Source organism: Ekhidna sp. (assembly GCF_040223195.1).
In the GTDB taxonomy this organism is placed as follows: Bacteria; Bacteroidota; Bacteroidia; order Cytophagales; family Cyclobacteriaceae; genus Ekhidna.
The window spans coordinates 584,020-606,406 of the sequence record NZ_JAVKDX010000022.1; the positions used below are offsets into that span (position 1 = coordinate 584,020).

Sequence of the window (22,387 nt, forward strand, 5' to 3'; positions counted from 1 at the left end):
ATGCAGTTTTCTGAAATACCGGGACTTTTCGAACTAAAGAAACAGCTGATTTCAGCGCACAAGCGAGGAAAAGTAGCCCATGCCCAGCTTTTTTCCGGAAGGCCAGGGACGGCAGTTTTACCTATGGCACTTGCCTATGCAAGCTACCTCATGTGCGAAAACAAAAATGATGAAGATAGCTGCGGGACCTGTCCAAACTGTGCCCGGATCAGGAAGCTAATTCACCCTGACATCCACCTGCACTTTCCTAAGATTTCCGCTGCAGAAAATAAGTATGAAAAGGTATTAGCTGAGGCTATCCCACGATTTAGGGAATTTGTTGCCGAGTCTCCATTCGGCGACCTGGAAGCCTGGGTGAGAAAGTATGGTCAGGAAAACAAGAACCTTCTAATCAGTAGAGAAGACAGCCGGCAGATGCTGAAAAATGTGAGCATGCGATCGGTAGAAGGTGGCTATAAGGTTTTGCTAATCTGGATGCCCGAGCTGATGAATCCGAGCTCGGCAAATGCTATTCTCAAAATTCTGGAAGAGCCACCGGAAAAGACCCTTTACCTACTCGTTTCTTACAACTACGATAGTCTCCTGGCTACCATCACCTCCAGAACTCAGCTGGTCAATGTGCCGCCGAATAGCTTCGAGGAAATCAGAAATTACCTGATAGAAAAAGGTGTTGATCAAAGCAAAGCAGAACATGCTGCCAAACTATCAGAAGGTAAAGTCGGCCTGGCGCAATACATCGCCAGTGAAGGTGAATCTCAAGCTTATGAAGATTTTCAACAATGGATGCTGGAATGCTGGAAGAAAGACCTCACAGGCCTGGTGAGGAGAAGCGAGGACTTTTCAAAGTCAGGAAAAGCCATGCAAAAAGGCTCCCTCAATTTTGCCATTGAGCTAATCAGAAATGCCGTGGTTCATGCTTCCGGTCAAACCCCACCAACGCAAAGTGCAGCCGAAACTTCATTTGTAGGCAAATTTTCAGAGAAGCTTGGTTTCGAAAAACTCGAAAAAACGTATGCCTTAATCAATGAGGCCCTCATTCACCTCGAGCGAAACTCAAACCCTCGGATAACTCATTTAAATTTATCGCTGGATATCATCAGGGTATTGAATGGCTAAAAAGCAAAAATTGGTGATCGGAAGACTGGATGTAATAGATCTCCCTGACCTGGGCGTAAAGGACATTCATGCCAAAATCGATACCGGGGCATACCGATCCTCCTTACATTGCAAAAAAGTACACCAGGAGCATGGCTTCCTTTATTTCACCTTGCATACAGATACTGGATATCAGGAATATGCCACCAGAGACTGGACACAAAAGGTAGTCAAAAGCTCTAACGGAAAAGCACAAAAACGCTACGTAATCAAAACGCGGATGCGGATTTTTGGAAAAAACTTCATGGCTTCCATTTCTTTGACGGATCGAAGTAAAATGAAAAACCCACTTTTGATTGGAAGGAAAATGCTTTCGCACTTTGTCGTAGATGTCACACAGAAAAATTTGTCTTACAACAAAAAGAAAACAAGCTGAATGGAGCGAAGGGTCATAAAAATCGGAACACGAAAGAGCAAGCTTGCCATGTGGCAGGCAAATTACGTTGCTGACTTATTGGATGCAGGAGGGTTCCAGCCACAGCTTATGCCAATAGAAACCAAAGGTGATAAAATCCAGCATGTGGCCCTTTCCAAGATTGGAAGCAAAGGAGTGTTTACGGAGGAGCTGGAAACGATGCTGCGAAGAGGCCAAATTGATATAGCGGTTCACAGTGCCAAAGACCTTCAGTCCAAATTGCCTGATGGCTTCAAAGTACTGGCTTTCTGTGAGCGCGAATCCCCGGATGATGTGATCGTATCTGACAAGGAAATTGACCTGAACAATCCCAAACTGATCCTGGGCACCTCAAGTACCCGCCGCATAGCGATGCTGAAGCACTACTATCCGCATATCACCACGGTAGATGTGCGGGGTAACTTGCAGACCAGACTGGAGAAAATGAAAACCGGGAGCATGGATGGTCTGGTGCTGGCCTATGCCGGTGTGCGCAGAATGGATTATGATCATCTGGTCAGGTACTGGTTTGATACGGAGCGTTTCATCCCACCCGTTGGGCAGGGGTCTGTGGCTATTGAAATTCATGAAACCATCGACAAAGAAGTAGCAGATAAAATCAAAAAAGCGACCAATCATGCACTCACAGAAAAAATGCTTCTAACCGAGCGGGCCTTCCTTCGCAGAATGGATGGTGGCTGCAGCATCCCTGTATTTGGGCATGCCCAGATGGAAATGGACGGACAAATCATCTTGAAAGGAGGCATTGCCAGCCTGGACGGAAGGCAGCTCATCCAGCGAACCATGTATGGGTCCAATCCGGAGGAGCTTGGCACCTCTCTGGCCGATGAGATTCTGCAAAGTGGTGGAAAAAAAGTGCTCGACGATATAAAATCAACCATTTCAAAATAAGTTTGAACAATGAAAAGACCTATGAAAAACCTTATCCTCTCACTATTCATAATTGGAACGATCGCCGCTTGTGGCGACAAAAACAAAGACTACCTGGTCAAAATCAAAACTTCATATGGAGATATGACCGTGGTACTTTATGATGAGACCCCTCTTCACAAAAAGAATTTTCTGGAGCTGGCCAGGTCAGGCAGGTATGATAGCACCGTTTTCCATCGGGTGATCGAAGACTTCATGATCCAGGGAGGAAATGTAGCCGAAAAAGAAAAAGTCGCTGAAAAGCAGGGAGATCGTGTTCCTGCCGAGATAGTTGACGGCTATTATCACACCAAAGGGGCATTAGCTGCAGCAAGACAGCCAGATAATGTAAACCCTGAAAAAATGTCCTCTGCCAGCCAGTTTTACATTGTGGATGGCATGTCGTGGGAGGTGATGGCCACCAATGTGATTCTGCTAAACCAAAAAATGGGGGAGCTACTTCAAGATACGGCCTATAGTGATTTACTTAAGCAATTTCAGGAGCTTGCAGCAAAGCGGGATAGTAAAGGCATGAATGACCTGGCACTGGCCAACAAAGCGCTTGTGGAAGAAGCATTCGGCGTTGATTTAAGTGTGGATGTTTCGCAGTACCCCGAAGAATACCAGGGAGTAGGAGGCTATGCCCCACTTGATGGCGAGTATACCGTGTTTGGCAAGGTGATAGAGGGACTTGATGTAATAGATAAAATAGCCGCAGTAAAAACCGGAAGAGCTGACCGCCCGGTAGAGCCTGTGTATCTGTCGATGGAAGTGATCGAGATGAACAAAAAGAAGATCACTGAGGAATACGGGTATGCGTATCCTGAAAACTAAATGAAAGTCTTAATCACCGGCGCAAATGGATTGCTTGGACAGAAACTCGTACAACTTTACGAAAACCAGGCCAACGTAGAGCTTATTGCTACCGGAAGAGGTGAAAATCGAAACCCACAAGGCACTTATATCTACCAGCAGATGGACATCACTTCGAATAAAGAAGTGAACAGCGTCATACTAAAACACCGCCCGAATGTGGTCATTAACACCGCCGCAATGACCCATGTGGATCAATGCGAGCTAGATCCTGAGGCTTGTCAAAAACTCAATGTAGATGCCGTGGCTCATCTGATTGACGCCTGTAAGCAGACAAGTAGCTTCTTTATCCATCTCTCTACTGACTTTATTTTCGACGGGGAAAACGGCCCGTACGCAGAGGATGATTTGCCTAACCCGTTAAGCAAATATGCGGAGAGCAAGCTCGAGTCTGAAAAACTTCTTCAGGCAAGCGGACTTAAGTATGCCATCGTGCGCACCATGCTTGTCTATGGTATCGTGCACGACATGAGCCGATCCAATATTATCCTGTGGGTGAAGCAAAGCCTGGAAGACAAAAAGCAAATCAAGGTGGTCAATGATCAGTGGCGCACTCCAACATTAGCTGAAGATTTGGCTAAAGGATGTGTGCTCATCGCAGAGAAAAAAGCCGAGGGGGTGTGGCATATTTCCGGCAAAGACCTACTTACACCGTATGATATGGCCATGGCCACCGCAGAGTTTTTTGAGCTGGACAAATCCCTAATTGAAGAGGTGGATGGCTCCATTTTTACCCAACCCGCCAAACGCCCCGCTAAGACAGGATTTATTTTAGACAAGGCGAGAAGGGAATTAGAGTACGAACCTGTTAGCTTTAAAGAAGGATTAGCCATTTTAAAAACCCAGTTAGCCCATGTTTGATGTAGTCATTCTAACCGATGAACGCTACGTAAACCCCAAAAAGCGTAGTGAATATGTTGACAATGTGGTGAAAGAGGATCGCCTGGTGATGGAGGCATTGGAGCGTCTGGGGCTTAAGGTCAAGAAGGTGGCCTGGTCAGATTCATCCTTTGACTGGAGCCAGACAAAAATTGCGCTGTTCCGAACCACCTGGGACTATGCGGAAAAGTTTACAGAGTTTAGTGACTGGCTCATGGATGTGTCGTTGAAAACCCGGCTTATCAATGATTATGAAACGATCGTGTGGAACCTCGACAAACACTACCTCAACGACCTGAAAGATGCCGGGGTAAATATTGTGGAGACTTGCTTCATAGAGCCGGGCGATACCCGATCGCTGCAGGAGCTTCATGATGAGCTGGGCTGGGACAAGACCGTACTAAAACCGGCAATTTCGGCAGCTGCTAAAGATACATTTATGCTTTCCCCCGAAAACATTTCCAGTCACGAGAAAAGATATGCGGAACTCATTGAAGATGAAACAATGATGCTCCAGCCTTTTCAGCAGGATGTGCTGGATCGTGGGGAGCTATCCCTCATGCTCATTGGGGGTGAATATACCCATGCAGTACTCAAGGTGGCCAGACCCGGCGACTTCCGTGTGCAGGATGATTTCGGTGGCACGGTGCAGGATTACACCCCAACAAAAGCCGAGATAGACCTGGCCATAGCTGCTGTGAAAGCCTGCGAATACACCCAACCGCTCTATGCCCGTGTAGATATTGTGAACGATAATCAGGGTAACCCTGCAGTTTCAGAGCTGGAGCTTGTAGAGCCGGAAATGTGGTTTCGAAAAAATGAGAAAGCTGCGGATATGCTGGCAGGGGAGGTGAAGGAGTTGCTATAGCATAACAATACCTTTCGGAAAGTTTGAAACTTTCCGAAAGGTAGGTTTAATGCACTAATTATTATTTCCCCTGCCGATGGTTTGTTTCCTTACAAATCTTCCGTTTTCGATTCGTGAGAAACCGAGGCTGAGGGAAACTGATATTGGTACTTGGTGAGATGCTTTCGTATTGCCATTGCTTTGGGTCTTATTTAGGCTTTTTCTCTAGCCTATTTGATATTCTATTATATTTAATAGACTTCTTATAACTTGTTCGTGCCCAATTAAAGAACATCAAGATCATAATAGTACCCATAACAGAATAGATTATTAGGAAATCGAGATTGTGTGAAGGGTAGCCATCAAGGACAGCTCTATATTTGTCTCCAATGATTTTTATGAATCCTAAAATCGCCGTAATTAACATTAGTCCATTTTCAAGGAGGCTTTTAAAATAGAAAGAGGACTGATTGCGTAGCTTCACATCGCGAATCCTGTTTTCTGATAAATTGAATCGGACTGGATTTTCTGTAAATACATCTATGAGAATAGACTCGTTGTTCTTCAACAAATCGGTGGAAACATGAATTTCATTACTATTGGCAGGCTCTACATCAAAATCAAAGGCCTCTTCAAAAGCAATAGTGCTAAGTACTGTTTGGTTACATTTGATGATAATAGGGGACGTAAATTCAATATCTCTATTTCCAGAGTTTCTCAAAACTAGTTGGGTCACCCATAGGGAGTTTACCTCTTTTCCTTCGTATATGAATTGGATCGCATCCAAATTTGGACGGGACGCTAGATGATGCAAGCTTTGAACACTCCAACTCAACTGTCTTCGAATACGGGATCTGATGTGCAGGATAAGTGCTAGTAGAATAGATACAATTCCTATTATAACACCAATGATACTTGAGTCTAATAATCCTATCAATTGATCTTTTATCTCTTCCAAGACATTCATCATCCCAAGTGTTTCATTTGGCTATTTTTCATTTAATTGCCCCCTCTATAATCCCAATCTCCTCCTCACTCAACCCATACAGTGCATACACCAGCTGATCGATCTTGGCTTCCAGCTCACTCGTATCTGCCTTTGGGTCTTTTTTCTTCGCTTCCAGGATTTGGGTGACGAGGGTTTCGATTTGGTTGCGCTGCTTATCTGATGGGGTGGCAATGGGGATTTGCTCAAAGTATTGAGGTTTTACTTCGAGGAACCCCCCACTTCTTACAACGCAGATAGACTTTAGGTAATACCAAGCCAAGTGGGAGTTGATAACTGCAAGTAGGAAAAGGTTTGATGATGGGAGAATGACTGAAGGGGCGTTTATATATCTTCCATCAAAATCAATAGAAAACTTGTTGGATGATTGAAGATTTGGCCAAATTATTTTCGGCTGTTCAAACAGCTCAAAATACTCCACTGAATCCTGAATTTCATACCATTCATACCGTCCAGGTTTTCTTCCTACTGTATCTTCTTTGTTTTTTTTTGGAGTAAGGCGTTCCTTATACTTTGCTAGATGCTTTTCAATTACCGGAAACTTTTTGATGTCAGTACCTCTTCGAGTAAAAATTATGTACTTGTCTTTTTCAGGGCTCTTCCATTTGGACTTGTCTTTGCCTTCAAGAAATGGCTTGATCAACTCTTCAGAGGCAGGATCATTTTCAATCAATTCTTGTCTTTGATTTCCATCAATAATAAAAGCTTCATTGAAGCCTGTTTTAATACCGTAATAACATTTTCCATATTCTGCACTTACTCGCCTATTTTGTTCAAGTTTGTTTATGAGCCCGGCTTCTACTGGATTTAGGAAACTCCAGCCTTCTGTCCTGAGAGTATTTTGGTTAACTATTCCAAAATAAGATTCATTGAACAGCTCATCTTTAATTTCATAATGATTTGGTTCGACCCTAAAGTACTTGAATAATGAACTTGCTACGATTTCTTTCTGAGCTTCAATAATTATTGGGTAAGTGGTGGCTTCATCGAAAACAACTACTGATGTAAAGTCTATGTATTGCTTGAGGTTGAATTTTGTTCTAACAAATGATCTTAGCTTTTTACCAGCCGTAGTTTTATCAAAGGTGTTATTTATGAAGCAAAAGCTACCGGATTGCTTGAGCACCTTATATCCAACCTCATAGAAATAATAGAATATATCAGCTGTACCCGTAAATACTTTATAGCTGTTCTGTAGGTAACTCTTAAACTCACCAAGTTCCTCCTGCCGGATATACGGCGGATTCCCAATGCACACATCAAAGCCCACATAGTCGCCCTGGTCGTCCAGCACCTCGGGAAATTCAAACCGCCACTCAAAGGCGTTTTGGTAGATGGTGTCGTTTAGCTGGTCTTCGCGCTCCTGCTCGTGCTTGGCCAGCAGCTTTTTCAGTCTGGCTATCTCCAGGTCTTTCTTTTTGGTGTCCAACTGAGCACCAAAGAGATCAATATTGTTTTCAAGCAAGGAAATTTGACCTCTTACTTTCGCAATCTTACCTACCAATGGGTCCCGGTTGAGCACCGAGCTGCGAAACTGCTCTTTGATCTTTTTTATGAAGGTCTGTAATTCTGCCTTGGCGGTTTTGTCGTTCGTCTCTTTGTAGGCAGCTACTGCATCCCGATAGGTCTGTATGGAAAACTGTTGCTTTTTAAACACCTCACTCAGGTCTTCGTCCAGCCCAAAGCGGCTAATGAGGGAGTTGCCTGTTTTGATGTTGATGTCGATGTTGGGGAGGGTTTCTAGTTCTCTCACACTCCCCTCCTTTTGAAGGAGGGGTGCCGTAGGCGGGGTGGTTATTTTTTCGCTCCAACCAAATTCATTTCTTATTTCTTTCAATACTGCCTCTGGTTGATCAAATACCCAATGGTTTTCGATTCTGATGACTTTTATACCGAATTGTTCGATAAAAGCATCACGCTCCATATCGTATTCCATCTGGCTGAGGCTTAAGTGGCCATCTCCATCCAACTCTACGGCCAGCTTTTCAGAGGGGCAGTAAAAATCAAGGATATATTTCCCAACGGAGTGTTGTCTCCTGAATTTTCTCCCATCCAGTTGGCTTTTTTGGAGCATCTTCCACAATGTGGCCTCTGCAGGAGTTAGATTGGATCGAAGTTGCCTTCTAAATGATTTTAATTCAGGAAGGTTCATGATTTTACTTGAACCACCCCCAGCCCCTCCTTTTGAAGGAGGGGAGCTTTCCCGATAATACGCATTCTTCAGCAGCTCTATCCACAGCCTCAGGCGGCAAATCTTTACTGAATTAGGATTGATGTCGACACCAAAGAGACAGTTTTCAATCAGGGTTTGCTTTTCATGAAAGAGCGTTTCCTGCACTCGCTGGCTCTCCGCATTGCCGGGCTTATACTCAAAGAGGTCACCATCATCGTCTTGAATATGTAGCTCGTCATTCTCAATGGTGATCTGGTACTCCTTTAATCTTTTGCCATCACGATCTTGCAAAATCTTCAGCTCATGCTTGATCACGATCAGTTCATTGAGCGCTGAGACCAGGAAGTGTCCTGAACCCACGGCCGGGTCTATCACATGCAGGGAATTGATGATGTCATTGGCTTCTTTACGATCTTCGATTTTGTCATAGAGATCTTCCAGAGTTTCACACTTCCAGCCTTTCGTTTCATTAAACTTCTGAACTACAGCTCTGCGGAGTGTCTCCCGGCACATGTACATGGTGATGAAGCCGGGAGTGAAGAAGGAGCCATCCTTGTACCCATTGATCTTTTCGAAGATCAGTCCCAGCACCGAGGCGTTGATCAGGCTTTTCTTCTCGCGGATTACCTGCTCTTTACCTTCCGAGGAGAAATCATACGCATCCAGAAAGCGGAAGAGATAGGTCAGTGTTTTTGGAGCATCCTTTCCCTTCCCAAGGACGCTACCGGGCCTAAGTGGGAGTGAGGTATTGTCCAGGTTGGAAATGAGGATGGTCTGCTCTTCCAGCTCCGTTCGTTCAAAGAGGGAGCTATTGAGGTAGGGCACTTTGGCGTATGTATTCTTTACGCTGGAGTGACGGTTTTCCGCCTGCACGGCCAGCACATCAAAGAAGAGCTTATTCAGTTCGTCCCAGTCGGGGATGCGATCACTACTTAGAAACTTATACTCGGCATCTCCATCATGGTAGCTCACCAGCTGCGCCTCCAGTAGCTTGAGGAACAAGATTCTGTTGATCCAGGTGATGCTTAGCTCAAGAGCGATCTGGTAGCGCTGCTCTTCATTGGTAGTTCCATACTGTGGCAGGTTTTCGATACGTGTAAGGTTCACATCCCGTTCAATGGCATGGATGGCATTTTCCAGCAACGAACCATCGTTCCGATTGTGTTCAGTCTTTCGGTTGATGACCTTCTTGCTTTTGCCTTCTTCTTCCAAACCAATGAGGTGGAGAAGCTCATTGTAAAAGGCACGATTGAGTCTATTGCTATCGTCGGCAAATGGCTTCTTCAGTAGATGCTCTGGTGATAGCAGTTTGTAAAGGTTTACTTGTTTTCGCTCGCTGGCCTTTAAGTTGTCGCGAATGTCGAAATGTACGAAAGGTAGCTCTGCTTGTATCTCTCTGATGAAAGGACTGGCTATGTCTTTGTAGAAGCTGTTGGTCTTTTCGCTATCAGTTTGCCCCGTATTCCATTCCTTGTATTTCTTCCTGAATGCTGTGTTTTGGTAGATAAGGTTGTAAAAATCAGCAGCATCGAAGATATACCACTGATAAAAGTCTGTAATGATTAGGTGCTTCAGCTCATTGTTTTCATGATCTACCCGCTCCCGCATGTAGTAGAGTAAAAGTTCATGCATGCTACGGTTGTCAAGTGACTTTTCGGTCACCATGTCTGAACTATTCGGTTTTTTAGTTTCAACGAGCACCCCAGCACTGGTCTGGTCTGTTTTACCATTGAAGATGACGAAATCTGCCCGACCTTTGGTATTTATGGCAAATTCATCTTTGTAATAAACATCATTGAGCAGGTCTCTTAGTGGCGCCTTGTAGTGTTCCTCAGATTCGTCTGTTTTGAGTGCCTCCAGGTACTTATTCAAACTGGAATGAAACAAGTCCATTTCAGCTTTGTCTACAGGTATTTTCTTGTAGGCGGGGTTTAGTATGTTGGCGAGTTTGCGCTGGAACATTGACGGAGATTAGTAATTAACGCTTGAAGATAGAAAAGAATGGGGAAGTATTCACCCCCCAGCCCCCACTTGGGGGTAAGACTTATTAATTTTGCTTTAGTCACTTGAGACTGCAACCCCGGGTACACTTGTATGAGTGGTTCGGGGTTTTTGTGAAGATTAAAATTTGGGACATTAGGGCCGAAGCTGTTTATGGAGCCTCCCAAGTGTACGTCCCAAATTTTTCCAAAGATATTTTACAAATTCAAAACTTGCCATTTTTTACTATCTTAAAGTATGCCTATCAATCAGGTGACATATCAAGGCAAGAAGGTCATCACGATTAGCTATGAAGATTTTCAATCGAAAGAGCTGATGATTGACTCTGCCAAGCGGCTGGCTGACTACATCTTGTCGCAACCAGAAGGACATATTCGAGTGTTTATCGACCTGACTGAAGCACTGGGAAGCAGGGAATTCATGGCTGCCTCCAAAGCAGCACGAATGCGTGTATACAAAGAAAAGACTACCACCAGTGCCGCCATAGGTGTCACCGGAATGAAAAAAGTGCTGCTGAAAGGCTATAATGCCATCAGCAAAACCAAAGGGATTGTTCCGTTTGATACGAAAGAGAAGGCACTTGAGTATTTGGTAAATGATGGCAAGGACTGAAGTCCAATCGTGTCAGACAAGTCTAAACCTGATTGCCTTCCCCGGCCTCACCTGTGCCAGTTTTCCCAAATCTTCATTCATCACTTTCCCAATTCTGGGGTAGCCACCGGTAGTCTGGCAATCATTCATCAGGATGATAGGCTGGCCATCAGGTGGTAGCTGGATGGTGCCGGGGATCACAGCTGAGGAAGCAATTTCCTGATAGTCACAATCAAGTTTTGCGCCGGTGAGCCTGATCCCCATCCGATCGCTTGTCGCATCTACTTGAAACGTCTTCAGGGAAGGGAGTTCTTTCAGCAAGTCCCACTCCGGGCCTTTCATGATCCGGATTTCAGCGACCTCCACGATAGTTCGCTGTGGAATGTCCACATGGCTCATTTCACCGCATTCGCCATCTACGATAAGCATATCTCCTGCCTTTAGCCTTCTCCCGGCTATCCCGCCAAATCCTGCTCTTTCGTAGGTTGAGATACTGCCAAAATCTTCCTGGGCTGCCAATTTTCCGCCCATTCCCATATACCCATACACAAAGCCCGGTGCTGATATTTTTAAGCTGTCACCGGCAGAAACCTTGCAGGCCTTTTCAACATGCTCTCCGTTGACTTTGAGCGCTGCACCAATCACCGAAATCACTGCTTCCTCAAGTGCTTCCAATTCCATCCCAGCCAGAGCAAACTCGATCACAGGGTAGTTTTCAGGATTGCCTGCCTGCCTATTTGCTGCAATCATAAAGTCCCGATCCATAGCCCCGGACTGTGGTATCCCGTATCGGCGAAACCCAAACCTCCCAAAATCCTGTATGGAAGCCATCGGTCCGGCTTTGACCACCCTCAACTTTCCCATGACTCGAATTCCTTTTGTGTGATTCGATAGAAGCGATACCTCACTCCCACATGGATCAACATGGGTGGGTTTTTTGCCGGATCAAAAATTTTCACAGGTGTCCTGCCAATGATGTTCCATCCTCCGGGGCTTGCCAGTGAGTAGATACCCGTCTGCTCTCCGGCGATTCCCACAGAACCTGACAGAACCTGATTTCTCGGTTTATCCAAACGGGGACAAGCCAGTGATATGTCCAGTCCATCAGCATAAATGAAGCCCGGTGTAAACCCAATGAACAATGATCGATAGGTTCCAACGAGATGCTTTTCAATGACCTGGTCTTCTGATAGCCCCGTTTCGGCTGTTACCCGTGGGAGGTCCAGGCCTGCTTCATAGCAGATTGGCAATTCGAGCACCTCCACCGAAGGTGAGTGTTCTCTGGCACTTTCAGATAGTCCATTCAATTTTGTGATCACTTCCTGAAGCTTAAGCGAAGTGAAAATGGCGATAGAATGATAGGCGGGCACAATATCTTTCAGGTGTCTTCCAAGGGTCTGCTCGATGAGGAGTGTACTTTCATGGATAAGCTCGATGGGTGATCCTTTGTCGCACTCCAGCAGTATGACTTCCTCACCGAGGAGACTTACTCTCCAGGTGAGATGATTAAACTGCAGTGATTTGGATTCCTTTACTGACAAGATGCTCGTTGATTTCCCTGGCTAAAGTTACAGCTCCTTCCGTATCACTGTGCAGGCAGATGGATTGAACTTTTAACGGAAGCCAGCTGCTTGCATTCACCCGGTGATTGGTCACTATTTCCTCCACTTGCAGAAGCACCTCGGCCGGTTTCAGCACGGCTCCCCTTTTTGATCGGGAGCGGAGGGTTCCATCCACCTCATATTGCCGGTCCGCAAACCCCTCGGCAATGAATGGAAAAGCAGAGACTCTGGCTACTTCCTCTGAAATAGAGCTTGCAAGACCCATCCAAAACGCACCCGGAGCTACTTCTTTCATGACTTTTAAAAATAGCTCTGAGATGAAGCGATCTGAAGCTGCCTGATTATACAGTGCACCATGAGGCTTTACATGATGGAGCTGCACTTCTTCCTCTTCGCAAATCCTCTTTACGAGACTGATCTGCTCAGAAATGCTTGCCGCCAAATCTCCCGGCTGCATCGGCAAGATTTCTCGTCCAAAATTTCTCACGTCGGGGTAGGATGGATGTGCCCCGACGGCCACTCCATTTTGCTTTGCCAGTCGCACAGTATCTCTGATGGAGACTTCATCCCCGATGTGACCCCCACATGCCACATTGCAGGAAGAAAGGTAGGGCATGATTTGGGCATCCAGCTGGGTGCCGGGGTGTTCGCCTAGGTCTGCGTTGAGGTCGATGGTTAGCATGCTTCAATTTAAAAAAAGTGATGGTCATGCTGAACTTGTTTTAGCATCTTCATCATATAGGCATCAGAATAAGCTTTATAGACCCTGAAACAAGTTCAGGGTGACTTACAATTTGATACTACAAAAACCCAAAAACACTATTCAAGCTCCTGAAACTCACAAGGAGACTAACGGCAATTACCAGTATCGCCAATCCATTTTGCCAGGACTTATTAACGTATGTCCCAAGCAGTGACTCCTTATTGCATAGATATATGAGGAAGAAGACGATAATCGGGAGCAGAATTCCGTTTGCCGCCTGAGCCACCTGTATTACCTCGATAGGTTTGTAGCCAAGCATGGAGAAGACTGTGCCAATAACGAGAATCAATGCCCATATTGCTCTGAACCTTATAGACCGAAAGTCGGACTTCCAACCGAAAATTCCCTGTGCAGTATAGGCTGCTGCCAATGGGGCAGTAATGGCCGATGAGATGCCAGCAGCGAATAAACCCAAAGCCAGAAAATACTTCGCCCAGCTTCCGAGCAAGGGCTCTAATTGAATAGCCATTTCATTGATGCCGGTGACCCCCTTGCCAAAAATGGTTGCCGCGCTTGTGATGACAATAGCCATGGAGATGAGCCCACCCAAGCCTATGGCCACTCCGTTTTCCTTTTGTAAATCTTGCAAGTCACTTGCTGATTTCCACTTTTGGCTCACAGATGATGCGTGCAGGAATAGATTGTATGGAACGATCGTGGTTCCGATCAACCCCAGGACGGCCAGTTGATTTTTGTCGGTGAGGCTGGGGATAAAAAGCCCTTTGGCAATGGCCAGCATATCCGGCTGAACCAGCAATGCTGTGACCAGAAACACGGCACTCATCACTATTACCAGACCAATCAAAACACGCTCAATGATTTTTGCTTTCCCTATAAACAAAACTCCAAAGGATATCAGGCCGATCAGCAGAGCCCAGGGAAGTGGAGTACCGAAGATGCCTGAAATGCCTAGTACTGCCCCTGAAATATTGCCTGCTTCATAGGCAGCATTCCCAACAATGATTGCAGTGAAAACCAAAACGATTGCCAATGCTTTGGCCAGTGGGTTTTCGATTTGAGACCGGAGTGCTTCACCAAGTCCCGCTTGTGTGATGAGTCCAAGACGAGCCGTCATTTCCTGCAAGATGATCGTTGCAATCGTTGCAAAAAGCAAAACCCACAGCAAGGAATACCCAAAATTGGCGCCACTGAGGGTGCAGACGGTGAGTGTGCCTGGGCCGATAAAAGCTGCAGTGACGAGTGTGCTGGGCCCGAAGTATTTTTTAATAAACTTCATTCTCTATTTTTCATAATCATGCTCGCTCCAGCTTTTGGCTATGCTCGGGATTCATCTATGCGTCAATTTTGAATGACTGGGTAACCATCTGATCCTTTCTGCCCCCAACCGGATAACTTTTTTCCATAAATTCGACTTTCCCATCATAATCGATGGTGATGGCGGTAGTGCAGCATGTGCCATAGTCCGGCGTTCGGATGCACATGGCGGATAGTGCTTTCTCCCGTGTATAATCAAGACCAGTTTCAGGAAGCTGGTCATCCGGGGCAGTACCTTCATCCTGCATCATCACAATCAGGTCATCCAGGGAAAAGTCTGTCTGGATAAATTCGCTAAACGCCCGTTTGGATCGAGTCACTTTTGGCCATGGGGTGTCCAGGAGGGCGTTGCTCAGCCCGTATATTCCTGGCTTCAGATTGTTGACACCTCTTTCATAATTGCTTGCATGCACTAGCTCATCGTCCATCACCAGCAGGTTAAACCCATTGTAAGATTTCCCTGCCATCTGTACACTTTTTGCGTAGCTCTCAGGCTGCTCATCACCGAGGAGAAAATTCACTGGTAAGTCCCCGCGCGAGTTTGCATCTGAACGAATATTGCGGATGTCCCGATAGTTGGTGACAGCTGCAAATTTTCCACCCTTGCTGATCGCCATCCAGGTGCCCTGCGCCTGCAGGTCTCTTCCACCAAAAATATGCTGATGATCATGCCACCAGTGCGCCACGGCTGTGGGACGGGAGTAAAATTCATCCCGGTTTCCTGCAAGGATGAATTTATAATCGGGATGTGCATTGTAGGCAAAAGTGATGAGGCACATGAAAAAGTAGCGCTTTGTATTGAATCATCTAATTTAGGTTTTCAATACCATTATCCAGACCAAATGAGGAAAGTTCTTCAATATGTAAAAGACTATCAGCGTGAATTTTTTGATTGGAAACTATACGGGGCTATCCTGCTCTTCACGGTCGTTTGCATTGCGCTCAATTATCGCTTTGATTTTGAAGATGGTGTGATCGATTCCTACAATGGGCGACCCATCAAGTGGCTGTGGATGTTCCTGTTTCACGGAGGGCCTTTCTTTATTGTCTGCCTGATCCTTTATGCTTTCGGGAAAAAACGCGAGTGGCTCACAAGCAAAAATTATTGGATCAAGTTCCTGATCGGATTTGGCCTGCTGGCACTTGATCGGTCTTTTTATGGGTTTGACGAATGGTTTAAGGTGCTACCCAAAATGGAGTACCATTTTGTGATCCGGTGTGTGCACTGGGCTTCCAGTTTAATTCTGGTGGTGGTTCCAATGCTTATAATGTACCCACTTCTGGAGCGGGATGAGAAGCCTAATTTTTACGGGCTCAGGTGGGAGAAATTTGATGCTAAACCCTACCTGATACTGCTCGGGGTTGCGGCCGTTTTTCTGGGTATCGGATCATTTTTAGGTGAAATACAGGATTTCTATCCTCGCTTCAAAGGATCTGGTGCAGCACTATACCGGCGAGAAAACCCGGATGTTTCAAGCTACCTGCTGATGGTGATTTACGAATTGTGCTACGGGAGCAATTTCATTTCTGTGGAGCTGATCTTTCGGGGGTTTTTGATTTTTGCTTTTGCGAGAACACTGGGTGGGTATGCGGTGCTCCCAATGATCGTCACGTATGCGTTTCTTCATTTTGGAAAGCCGCTGGGCGAAACCATCAGTTCGTTATTTGGTGGCTATCTGCTTGGTATCATCTCATACTACAGCCGCAATATCTGGGGAGGGATATTCATTCACCTGGGGGTGGCATGGCTGATGGAATTGTTTGGATGGCTGCAGAATTAAGGATTAAATTTGAGCTCGTTCGGGATGTAGCGCAGCTCGGTTAGCGCACCACTTTAGGGTAGTGGGGGCCGCTGGTTCGAATCCAGTCATCCCGACTTATGACCCCCTTCTCTTTGCCAGATGGGGGTTTTGTGTTTACTAAAACAAGGGAGGCACCTGGGTGGACGCCACTCCCATCGATCCAGTTATCCATAAATTGAAAATGGAACCTGAAAAGCCCCGTGTGGCTGTTCAGGCAGGTGAAACTCTACTCCATTTTGGGAGCTATGAACACCGGTATACTTGTGGATATTCTCCGTATTGGCACATTGCCACTATCTATAAATGCGGATAATGCGTCTACAACCTCATCATTGGGTATCATGCTTTCATGACCGGCATTCTCAACAATTATGTGCTTGAAGTCACTAAATCCTCTGCTTACCTGTTTCGTTTGCTCAGGGGTAGTATTGCTATCCAACGAACCGCTAATAAACAATGTAGGTACTGCACAATTGAAATCGGATCGATACTCATCTCCAAGATCCTGGTATTCCCATTGGTCCCTAAGTGTCATTTCTATGAAATTCATTGAATTCCCCAACATCGATTTCTCGATCTGCTTATTGATCATTTTTAGTCTGTCTTTAGATGCCCAAGAAGAAAGGTTCATGGATAGTGCCATTCCATGCACCCCAAACTGATATTGATTATACCTCTTTGTAACAAAGCTCTTCAACAGACTTAAATCTCCGTTATTCAAATCATCGAGCATTTTGGGCAGATAAATGAAGTCATTCCGATCACCTATGTCTGCACGGATAACCATTTGCAACCCATGCGCCCCAAATAGAATGGTATCGATCTTATTCGTATAGGCATTTTTGATTTCCAGCTTTAGCGGAGTTGTTGTCAGCTTGAGGTAAATCTGCCTGAGCAACTCCTCGAAACTCTCTTTATTTTTCCATTTTGGGTCGCTCTTAGCCAGCAGGGAGATTTTCCTTATTTGCTCATTATATGTCTCAGGTAACTTCAGTGTATTGTTCAAACCTTCTGTACCAATGCAAACGGCAGATTTTATAAGCTGTGGATAGTATTTAAGGGTAGATAAGGTCAAATGTGTCCCGTAGCTAAACCCAACAAGGTGAATCTGATCAATGCTTAACTCATCACATACCGCATTAATATCATGAGACGATTCCAGCGTATTATATCCGCCCAAGGCAAATCCTTCTTCCTTAAAAAATCTAAGTGATTCTGAGGCAAATGCTTTAAGGACCCTGCTGGTCGATTTTTCATCCAAAAAAATGTTTTTAGTGAGGTCCTGATGTTCGATCCTAAAATCATGGGTTGCAGACCATACCATTTTTGGAGTGGAGTTTCCCGTACCTCGTTGATCCATCAGGATCAAATCATGGGTTTGATTCAGCTTCATCAGCATTTTTGCCACGTGGGATACACGCAAGTCATTAATGGCTGAGCCTCCTGGGCCACCCGAAAGGTACATGACAGGAGCATATCCTAAATCTTGCTTTGCCTTTATCCGAGCCACCTTAAGATTGATTTGCCTGCTATTGGGATCGGTGCGATTTTCCGGTACTGGAAAATCTCCAATTTCCAATTGAATGGAGATAGAATCAAGGATTGTAATTGGAACGGTAGTAAAATTGAGCTTTTGCGAGACTCCATCAATAGTCATTGATAGTAGTAGATAAGAGAAAATTAGTCGCTTCATTTTTTTATTTCAAAGCTCCAATTATCTCAGAACGATGCTGTCCAATTTTCTTAAGTTGATGTATGAAGTTTAAAATCTGTACAGATTTAATCCCTCAATTTGAATTGCCCGGGTGTAATTTCCTCCAATTCCAGAAATGCATTGTAAAAAGATGATCGTGTATTGAAACCAACTGAAAACCCTATCCCTTCAATAGACAAATTTTCGTAGGCCGGATCTTTAAGTAAAACTTTTGACTCCTTGATTCTATACTCATTAATGAGCTTATTAAATGACTTGTTATACTTTGCTTTGATATTTCGAGACAAGGCTGACTGACTCACACTAAGGATTTTTGCAACTTCTGATGCCCTGAGTGAATCATTCCTGTAGATCTTTTCCCCATGCATTAATCTTTCAAGACGATCAATAATCTTCTCATCATAGGATGATTCGACATGCTTATATGACAGAGGCCTGTTTCCAATTGATCGGTAGATCAAGAATGTGTAGAACGTCAATAAGATAACTGTCTCGGTAATCTGAAGGGGCATGATGTAACCTCCTTTTGCAGCAGGAATTGCTGCTAGTATAAGAACAAACACCAGTGTGTACAGCTTGATTGTGGTATTTAGCTGGCTGCTTGAAGACCTGGAGAACATCCATCTGACCAAGACTGAAAAATACTTAAGAAAAAAGAACAGGCTAGCCAAAATAAATACCCCATCAATAATGGACTCTTTTATTGAAGAACTGGAAAAAGCTTCACTAGCCACTTTTGTCTTGGTAATTACTATTTTTTCAACCAGCTCAATATTTTGATCTCCTGTGTCTTTTGCCGAGGAGATTCCTTCGGAAAGAAGAAAAAATATAAGGCCTAGTAAAAAAAATATTAAAAGGGCTTTGCCAAAAGAAATTCTATTTAGTGCGGAGAGTCTAGTATTGCCTGCTTTTTTCATTGATTAAGTATCTACCGTAAGATTCTAAAGTTAATTAGACCAAAGGTTAGATTCCTAAAAGACTTTGTCCCACTTATAAGGTTGCATGGTTAAGGAGGATTTAACTACCCTCTCTCTTAAATGCCAACTTGCTTTCAGTAGAAGCGGCTTCATCAAAGTAGTACCCTTCATAGTCAAAACCCCTCAGGTCTGAAGGATTTTTGATCTGGTTTTCGATAAAGTATCTGGACATCAGACCTCTGGCTTTTTTAGCATAGAAGGAAACGATCTTGTACTTTCCGTTTTTAAAGTCTTTGAATTCCACGTCTATGATGCGGGCCGGCACATTTTTTTTACTCACTGATTTAAAGTACTCCACCGAGGCAAGATTGACGATGATATCATCACCCTGGGTCTTGAGATCCTCCAGCAGCAAATTCAAAATTTTGTCGTCCCAATATTGATATAACGTGTTATAATCATCAAATGCCAGTCTCGTTCCCATCTCCAGACGATAGGGCTGGATCAAGTCCAGCGGACGTAGTAGCCCATAAAGTCCCGACAAGATTCGGAAATGCTTTTGAGCAAAATCGAATCTTTTTTGGTCAAAGGTTTCTGCTTTTAGTCCCTGATACACATCTCCCTGAAAAGCAAGCACAGAAGGTTTGGCATTTCTTTTCGTATGCTCAATTTCAAATTCCTGATAGCGATTCGCATTGAGCTCAGCTAGATTATCACTGATGCTCATCAGCTCTTTTACCTCATCTGGTGATTTTTTTCTTAGCACTGATATGAGCTCTTTGGTGCATTCAAGCAGGCGAGGCTTGGTGGGCTTCACATCATAGGGGGTTTCAAAATCAAGGCTTTTCGCCGGAGATACTACTGCAATCATTTTTACTTCCTTTGCTTATTCAACAAAACTAAAGCTATTGGTTCTCAACTAAATTGCGCTCATGACATCAGGAGATTGGAAAGGGTTTATTCAGGCAATTATCGATAACAATCGACAAGAGGTGGAGTACTACTTATCATCTGAAGTTGACCTAAACTATGCTCATCCAGAGATGATGACTACCCCACTAATTGAAGCCGTGCGCTTTGATTATTTTGAACTAGTTGTATTGCTTCTGGAAAAAGGTGCAAGTCCAACATTCCAATCTCAGCTGGGGGAGTCTCCCCTGAAGCTGGCTAAGCAAAATCAAAACAACGAGCTGATCAAACTCCTGAAGAAATTCAAGTAACTATCGCTCGCGCTTCATCAATCGAGTGAAAAAATCCACCAACATCCGCTTTCCTTCAGCACGCGCATCCAACTCATCCAACAGCGAAAAGGCTTCATCATAATACTCATTCATCATCCCTTGAGTCAGCTCAAAAATGCCAAGCTCACCATAAATATTTTTAATCGCCTCCACCTTATCACTTATATCAAATTCCCGGGCAGACAGCCATTTATTAAGTTCTTTTCTCTGACTTGCATTAGCCAACTCCAGTGCCTTTATCAGCAAGTATGTTTTCTTGTTGGACACGATATCACCACCCACTTGCTTGCCAAATTTTGCTTTGTCGCCATATACGTCCAGCAGATCATCCATCAGCTGAAACCCTATGCCCGCCTTTTCTCCAATGGCATGGAGCTTAACCAATTCCACCTCGTTCATGCCTGCCAGCAAGCCTCCATATTCCAGGCTAAACCCAAGAAGCACAGCTGTTTTTAGCCGGATCATTTCAATGTATTGCGCTTCTGTGACCGTCTCTAATTCCTCGTAGTTCATATCCAGTTGCTGTCCTTCGCATACCTCCACTGCGCATTTATTGAACTTTCGAATGGCTGAGGACAGTGATTCCTGTGGCCCGGTCAGTAGCTGATCATATGCTTTTACCATCATGGTGTCGCCACTCAGGATTGCCACGGTATTGTTCCACTTTTCATGCACAGTGGGCTTGCCTCTGCGGATGGGTGCTTCGTCCATGATGTCGTCATGCATAAGTGTGAAATTGTGAAATATCTCCACTGTGAGAGCAGGATTAATAATGGAAGTTGCATCGTCCTTCTTCAATCCATACCCCAACAAAACCAGCATGGGTCTCAGCCGCTTTCCTCCCAATGAAAGAATGTAGCGGATCGGGTCGTACAGGTTTTGGGGACTATCCCCGAGTGGCAGCCCAGCGAGGGATGATTCGATTTTTTCGAACAGGTCTTTCATTGGCTGCAAGATAAAACCACAAATACATTTAGTTGTTTTATTCTTCTTCTAACTCCGTTCGGTTCATCACCTCATTTTGATGATCAATAGATTCCTGATGAATAGCACTGAGGTATCGATGCAAAAAATTTTCGGACAGGCCCTGAAAGCCCCCAAGTTTCGTAACACGTTCGATGATTTCCTCCCACCTCTTTACCTGCAAAATGGTTAGTCCCTTTTCCTTCTTCACTAATCCGATCTCCTCGGCCACTTTCATCCGCTCACCTAGTAGTTTTACCAAATCATCATCGATGATATCCATCTGCTTTCGCAAAGCTTCCAGCTTGTCTAGCAAAGCCTCATCCAGCACAGAAGATGACCGAACAATTAAGCTGTCGATGATCTCTTTTAAGGCCTGGGGTGTCACTTGCTGAGCCGCATCGCTGAGGGCCTGATCGGGCGTAATGTGCGACTCGATCATGAGCCCGTCAAAATCCATATCCAATGCCTGCTGGGAAATTGCTGCAATATTCTCTCGTTTTCCTGTGATATGGCTGGGGTCACAGATCATTGGCACGGTGGGAAACCGTCTCTTCATTTCCAGCGGAATCTGCCACTTGGGTTCGTTTCGATATACGCTCTTGCCATACTGTGCAAACCCTCTATGAATGAGCGCAAGATCGGTTAGCCCTACATGAATCATGCGCTCTAGCGCCCCTGACCATAAATCTTCATCAGCATTCAGCGGATTTTTAATCATGACCGGGATCGAAGTACCTCTCAAAGCATCTGCAATTTCCTGTACAGAAAATGGGTTAACGGTAGTTCGTGCCCCAACCCATAGCACATCAATTTCGGATTTGAGGGCTTCCTCCACATGTTTGGTATTGGCCACCTCCACCGCTACCGGTAAGTTTGTTCGCCTTCCGGCTTCCTTTAGCCACTTGAGACCGGGAGCGCCCACTCCTTCAAAGGTATTGGGTCGTGTGCGAGGCTTCCAGATACCGGCTCGTAACATATCTACTTTGCCCGTCTTGGCAATAGCCATGCAGGTAGCAATGACCTGCTCCTCCGATTCCGCACTGCAGGGACCGGAGATGATTACAGGTTTTTTCCCCTTTGTTAAAGTGTCAAACATATCCTGAGTCAAAAGTACCAATCAAAGAAGAATGACGAGCAATTCCTGATATTTAATAACCATTATTACACCAATCGTTACATTTGCATAAATATAAATATAAATATAAATATAAATATAAATATAAATATAAATATAAATATCGTGATGCAAATGTAAGGGTGGGTGTAATAATGGGTGTTAGATATCGGGTCTGGCTCGT

The 22,387-nt window shown here is 44.7% G+C and carries 21 protein-coding genes and 1 tRNA gene; 10 read left to right on the top strand and 12 right to left on the bottom strand.

What is annotated here, in order from left to right; all coding sequences use genetic code 11:
* The 6 genes from RLN88_RS16350 to RLN88_RS16375 are packed head-to-tail and all read left to right on the top strand — an operon-like array spanning position 1 to position 5,099.
* A complete protein-coding gene (locus RLN88_RS16350; protein ID WP_350222490.1) occupies positions 1 to 1,116 on the top strand; it encodes a DNA polymerase III subunit in 1,116 nt (371 codons plus the stop codon).
* Positions 1,109 to 1,531, top strand: a complete 423-nt coding sequence (locus RLN88_RS16355; protein ID WP_350222491.1) for an ATP-dependent zinc protease family protein — start codon at positions 1,109 to 1,111, stop codon at positions 1,529 to 1,531. The genes RLN88_RS16350 and RLN88_RS16355 overlap by 8 nt, the downstream gene beginning before the upstream one ends.
* Entirely contained in the window at positions 1,532 to 2,461 is a 930-nt protein-coding gene (gene hemC, locus RLN88_RS16360) for a hydroxymethylbilane synthase (protein ID WP_350222492.1), read from the top strand.
* A gap of 9 nt (positions 2,462 to 2,470) precedes the next feature.
* Positions 2,471 to 3,313 (top strand): peptidylprolyl isomerase, encoded by an 843-nt coding sequence (locus tag RLN88_RS16365; protein WP_350222493.1) that lies wholly within the window; start codon positions 2,471 to 2,473, stop codon positions 3,311 to 3,313.
* Positions 3,314 to 4,213: an SDR family oxidoreductase gene (locus RLN88_RS16370; RefSeq protein WP_350222494.1), complete on the top strand. Its 900-nt coding sequence runs from the start codon at positions 3,314 to 3,316 to the stop codon at positions 4,211 to 4,213.
* Positions 4,206 to 5,099 carry an ATP-grasp domain-containing protein gene (locus RLN88_RS16375; RefSeq protein ID WP_350222495.1) on the top strand — a complete coding sequence of 298 codons (894 nt, stop codon included), beginning with the start codon at positions 4,206 to 4,208 and terminating at the stop codon, positions 5,097 to 5,099. The genes RLN88_RS16370 and RLN88_RS16375 overlap by 8 nt, the downstream gene beginning before the upstream one ends.
* 187 nt (positions 5,100 to 5,286) lie before the next feature.
* On the opposite strand, the gene RLN88_RS16380 is transcribed toward RLN88_RS16375, so the two are convergent.
* Positions 5,287 to 6,048 carry a hypothetical protein gene (locus RLN88_RS16380; protein ID WP_350222496.1) on the bottom strand — a complete coding sequence of 254 codons (762 nt, stop codon included), beginning with the start codon at positions 6,046 to 6,048 and terminating at the stop codon, positions 5,287 to 5,289.
* Positions 6,049 to 6,073: 25 nt separating this feature from the next.
* Entirely contained in the window at positions 6,074 to 10,219 is a 4,146-nt protein-coding gene (locus RLN88_RS16385; protein WP_350222497.1) for a type IIG restriction enzyme/methyltransferase, read from the bottom strand.
* A gap of 276 nt (positions 10,220 to 10,495) precedes the next feature.
* Here RLN88_RS16385 and RLN88_RS16390 point away from each other — a divergent pair, with 276 nt between their 5' ends.
* The gene (locus tag RLN88_RS16390; protein ID WP_350222498.1) at positions 10,496 to 10,870 is read left to right on the top strand and encodes a hypothetical protein; all 375 of its coding nucleotides are present in this window, start codon (positions 10,496 to 10,498) and stop codon (positions 10,868 to 10,870) included.
* Between the two features lie 12 nt (positions 10,871 to 10,882).
* Here the strand turns inward: RLN88_RS16390 and RLN88_RS16395 are convergent, their stop codons facing one another.
* The 5 genes from RLN88_RS16395 to RLN88_RS16415 all read right to left on the bottom strand — a co-directional run bounded on the left by RLN88_RS16395 (position 10,883) and on the right by RLN88_RS16415 (position 15,228).
* Positions 10,883 to 11,713, bottom strand: coding sequence for a 5-oxoprolinase subunit C family protein (locus tag RLN88_RS16395; RefSeq protein WP_350222499.1), 831 nt, complete (start codon positions 11,711 to 11,713; stop codon positions 10,883 to 10,885).
* Positions 11,701 to 12,390 (bottom strand): 5-oxoprolinase subunit B family protein, encoded by a 690-nt coding sequence (locus tag RLN88_RS16400; protein WP_350222500.1) that lies wholly within the window; start codon positions 12,388 to 12,390, stop codon positions 11,701 to 11,703. The genes RLN88_RS16395 and RLN88_RS16400 overlap by 13 nt, the downstream gene beginning before the upstream one ends.
* Positions 12,356 to 13,093 carry a 5-oxoprolinase subunit PxpA gene (pxpA, locus tag RLN88_RS16405; RefSeq protein WP_350222501.1) on the bottom strand — a complete coding sequence of 246 codons (738 nt, stop codon included), beginning with the start codon at positions 13,091 to 13,093 and terminating at the stop codon, positions 12,356 to 12,358. Before pxpA ends, RLN88_RS16400 begins: the two co-directional genes overlap by 35 nt.
* A 118-nt stretch (positions 13,094 to 13,211) precedes the next feature.
* The gene (locus RLN88_RS16410; protein ID WP_350222502.1) at positions 13,212 to 14,411 is read right to left on the bottom strand and encodes an Nramp family divalent metal transporter; all 1,200 of its coding nucleotides are present in this window, start codon (positions 14,409 to 14,411) and stop codon (positions 13,212 to 13,214) included.
* Positions 14,412 to 14,466: 55 nt separating this feature from the next.
* Positions 14,467 to 15,228: an NRDE family protein gene (locus RLN88_RS16415; RefSeq protein WP_350222503.1), complete on the bottom strand. Its 762-nt coding sequence runs from the start codon at positions 15,226 to 15,228 to the stop codon at positions 14,467 to 14,469.
* Between the two features lie 63 nt (positions 15,229 to 15,291).
* Between RLN88_RS16415 and RLN88_RS16420 the strand changes: the two genes are divergently transcribed.
* Both RLN88_RS16420 and RLN88_RS16425 read left to right on the top strand, forming a co-directional pair.
* A complete protein-coding gene (locus RLN88_RS16420) occupies positions 15,292 to 16,230 on the top strand; it encodes a CPBP family intramembrane glutamic endopeptidase (protein ID WP_350222504.1) in 939 nt (312 codons plus the stop codon).
* Between the two features lie 20 nt (positions 16,231 to 16,250).
* Positions 16,251 to 16,325: transfer RNA gene (locus RLN88_RS16425), tRNA-Pro, on the top strand.
* 152 nt (positions 16,326 to 16,477) lie between these two features.
* Here RLN88_RS16425 and RLN88_RS16430 read toward each other — a convergent pair.
* The 3 genes from RLN88_RS16430 to yaaA form a co-directional block, all read right to left on the bottom strand.
* Positions 16,478 to 17,944, bottom strand: a complete 1,467-nt coding sequence (locus RLN88_RS16430; protein WP_350222505.1) for an alpha/beta fold hydrolase — start codon at positions 17,942 to 17,944, stop codon at positions 16,478 to 16,480.
* Between the two features lie 86 nt (positions 17,945 to 18,030).
* Complete coding sequence (locus RLN88_RS16435; protein WP_350222506.1) at positions 18,031 to 18,882, bottom strand: helix-turn-helix domain-containing protein; 852 nt, start codon at positions 18,880 to 18,882, stop codon at positions 18,031 to 18,033.
* Positions 18,883 to 18,982: 100 nt separating this feature from the next.
* Complete coding sequence (gene yaaA / locus RLN88_RS16440; protein ID WP_350222507.1) at positions 18,983 to 19,753, bottom strand: peroxide stress protein YaaA; 771 nt, start codon at positions 19,751 to 19,753, stop codon at positions 18,983 to 18,985.
* Positions 19,754 to 19,814: 61 nt separating this feature from the next.
* On the opposite strand from yaaA, the gene RLN88_RS16445 reads away from it, so the two are divergent.
* Positions 19,815 to 20,102: an ankyrin repeat domain-containing protein gene (locus RLN88_RS16445; RefSeq protein WP_350222508.1), complete on the top strand. Its 288-nt coding sequence runs from the start codon at positions 19,815 to 19,817 to the stop codon at positions 20,100 to 20,102.
* Here the strand turns inward: RLN88_RS16445 and RLN88_RS16450 are convergent, their stop codons facing one another.
* Positions 20,103 to 21,068, bottom strand: a complete 966-nt coding sequence (locus RLN88_RS16450) for a polyprenyl synthetase family protein (RefSeq protein WP_350222509.1) — start codon at positions 21,066 to 21,068, stop codon at positions 20,103 to 20,105.
* Between the two features lie 37 nt (positions 21,069 to 21,105).
* Positions 21,106 to 22,185, bottom strand: coding sequence for a chorismate mutase (locus RLN88_RS16455; protein WP_350222510.1), 1,080 nt, complete (start codon positions 22,183 to 22,185; stop codon positions 21,106 to 21,108).
* Positions 22,186 to 22,387 lie beyond the last annotated feature (202 nt).

What these genes read in the sequence shown, in the direction of transcription:
- RLN88_RS16435 (WP_350222506.1), bottom strand. Translation starts at nt 18,882, where the DNA reads ATGAAAAAAGCAGGCAATACTAGACTCTCCGCACTAAATAGAATTTCT.
- RLN88_RS16350 (WP_350222490.1), top strand. Translation starts at nt 1, where the DNA reads ATGCAGTTTTCTGAAATACCGGGACTTTTCGAACTAAAGAAACAGCTG.
- RLN88_RS16370 (WP_350222494.1), top strand. Translation starts at nt 3,314, where the DNA reads ATGAAAGTCTTAATCACCGGCGCAAATGGATTGCTTGGACAGAAACTC.
- RLN88_RS16455 (WP_350222510.1), bottom strand. Translation starts at nt 22,185, where the DNA reads ATGTTTGACACTTTAACAAAGGGGAAAAAACCTGTAATCATCTCCGGT.
- RLN88_RS16385 (WP_350222497.1), bottom strand. Translation starts at nt 10,219, where the DNA reads ATGTTCCAGCGCAAACTCGCCAACATACTAAACCCCGCCTACAAGAAA.
- pxpA (WP_350222501.1), bottom strand. Translation starts at nt 13,093, where the DNA reads ATGCTAACCATCGACCTCAACGCAGACCTAGGCGAACACCCCGGCACC.
- RLN88_RS16410 (WP_350222502.1), bottom strand. Translation starts at nt 14,411, where the DNA reads ATGAAGTTTATTAAAAAATACTTCGGGCCCAGCACACTCGTCACTGCA.
- RLN88_RS16415 (WP_350222503.1), bottom strand. Translation starts at nt 15,228, where the DNA reads ATGTGCCTCATCACTTTTGCCTACAATGCACATCCCGATTATAAATTC.
- RLN88_RS16365 (WP_350222493.1), top strand. Translation starts at nt 2,471, where the DNA reads ATGAAAAGACCTATGAAAAACCTTATCCTCTCACTATTCATAATTGGA.
- RLN88_RS16420 (WP_350222504.1), top strand. Translation starts at nt 15,292, where the DNA reads ATGAGGAAAGTTCTTCAATATGTAAAAGACTATCAGCGTGAATTTTTT.
- yaaA (WP_350222507.1), bottom strand. Translation starts at nt 19,753, where the DNA reads ATGATTGCAGTAGTATCTCCGGCGAAAAGCCTTGATTTTGAAACCCCC.
- RLN88_RS16390 (WP_350222498.1), top strand. Translation starts at nt 10,496, where the DNA reads ATGCCTATCAATCAGGTGACATATCAAGGCAAGAAGGTCATCACGATT.
- hemC (WP_350222492.1), top strand. Translation starts at nt 1,532, where the DNA reads ATGGAGCGAAGGGTCATAAAAATCGGAACACGAAAGAGCAAGCTTGCC.
- RLN88_RS16380 (WP_350222496.1), bottom strand. Translation starts at nt 6,048, where the DNA reads ATGATGAATGTCTTGGAAGAGATAAAAGATCAATTGATAGGATTATTA.
- RLN88_RS16445 (WP_350222508.1), top strand. Translation starts at nt 19,815, where the DNA reads ATGACATCAGGAGATTGGAAAGGGTTTATTCAGGCAATTATCGATAAC.
- RLN88_RS16450 (WP_350222509.1), bottom strand. Translation starts at nt 21,068, where the DNA reads ATGAAAGACCTGTTCGAAAAAATCGAATCATCCCTCGCTGGGCTGCCA.
- RLN88_RS16375 (WP_350222495.1), top strand. Translation starts at nt 4,206, where the DNA reads ATGTTTGATGTAGTCATTCTAACCGATGAACGCTACGTAAACCCCAAA.
- RLN88_RS16395 (WP_350222499.1), bottom strand. Translation starts at nt 11,713, where the DNA reads ATGGGAAAGTTGAGGGTGGTCAAAGCCGGACCGATGGCTTCCATACAG.
- RLN88_RS16430 (WP_350222505.1), bottom strand. Translation starts at nt 17,944, where the DNA reads ATGAAGCGACTAATTTTCTCTTATCTACTACTATCAATGACTATTGAT.
- RLN88_RS16355 (WP_350222491.1), top strand. Translation starts at nt 1,109, where the DNA reads ATGGCTAAAAAGCAAAAATTGGTGATCGGAAGACTGGATGTAATAGAT.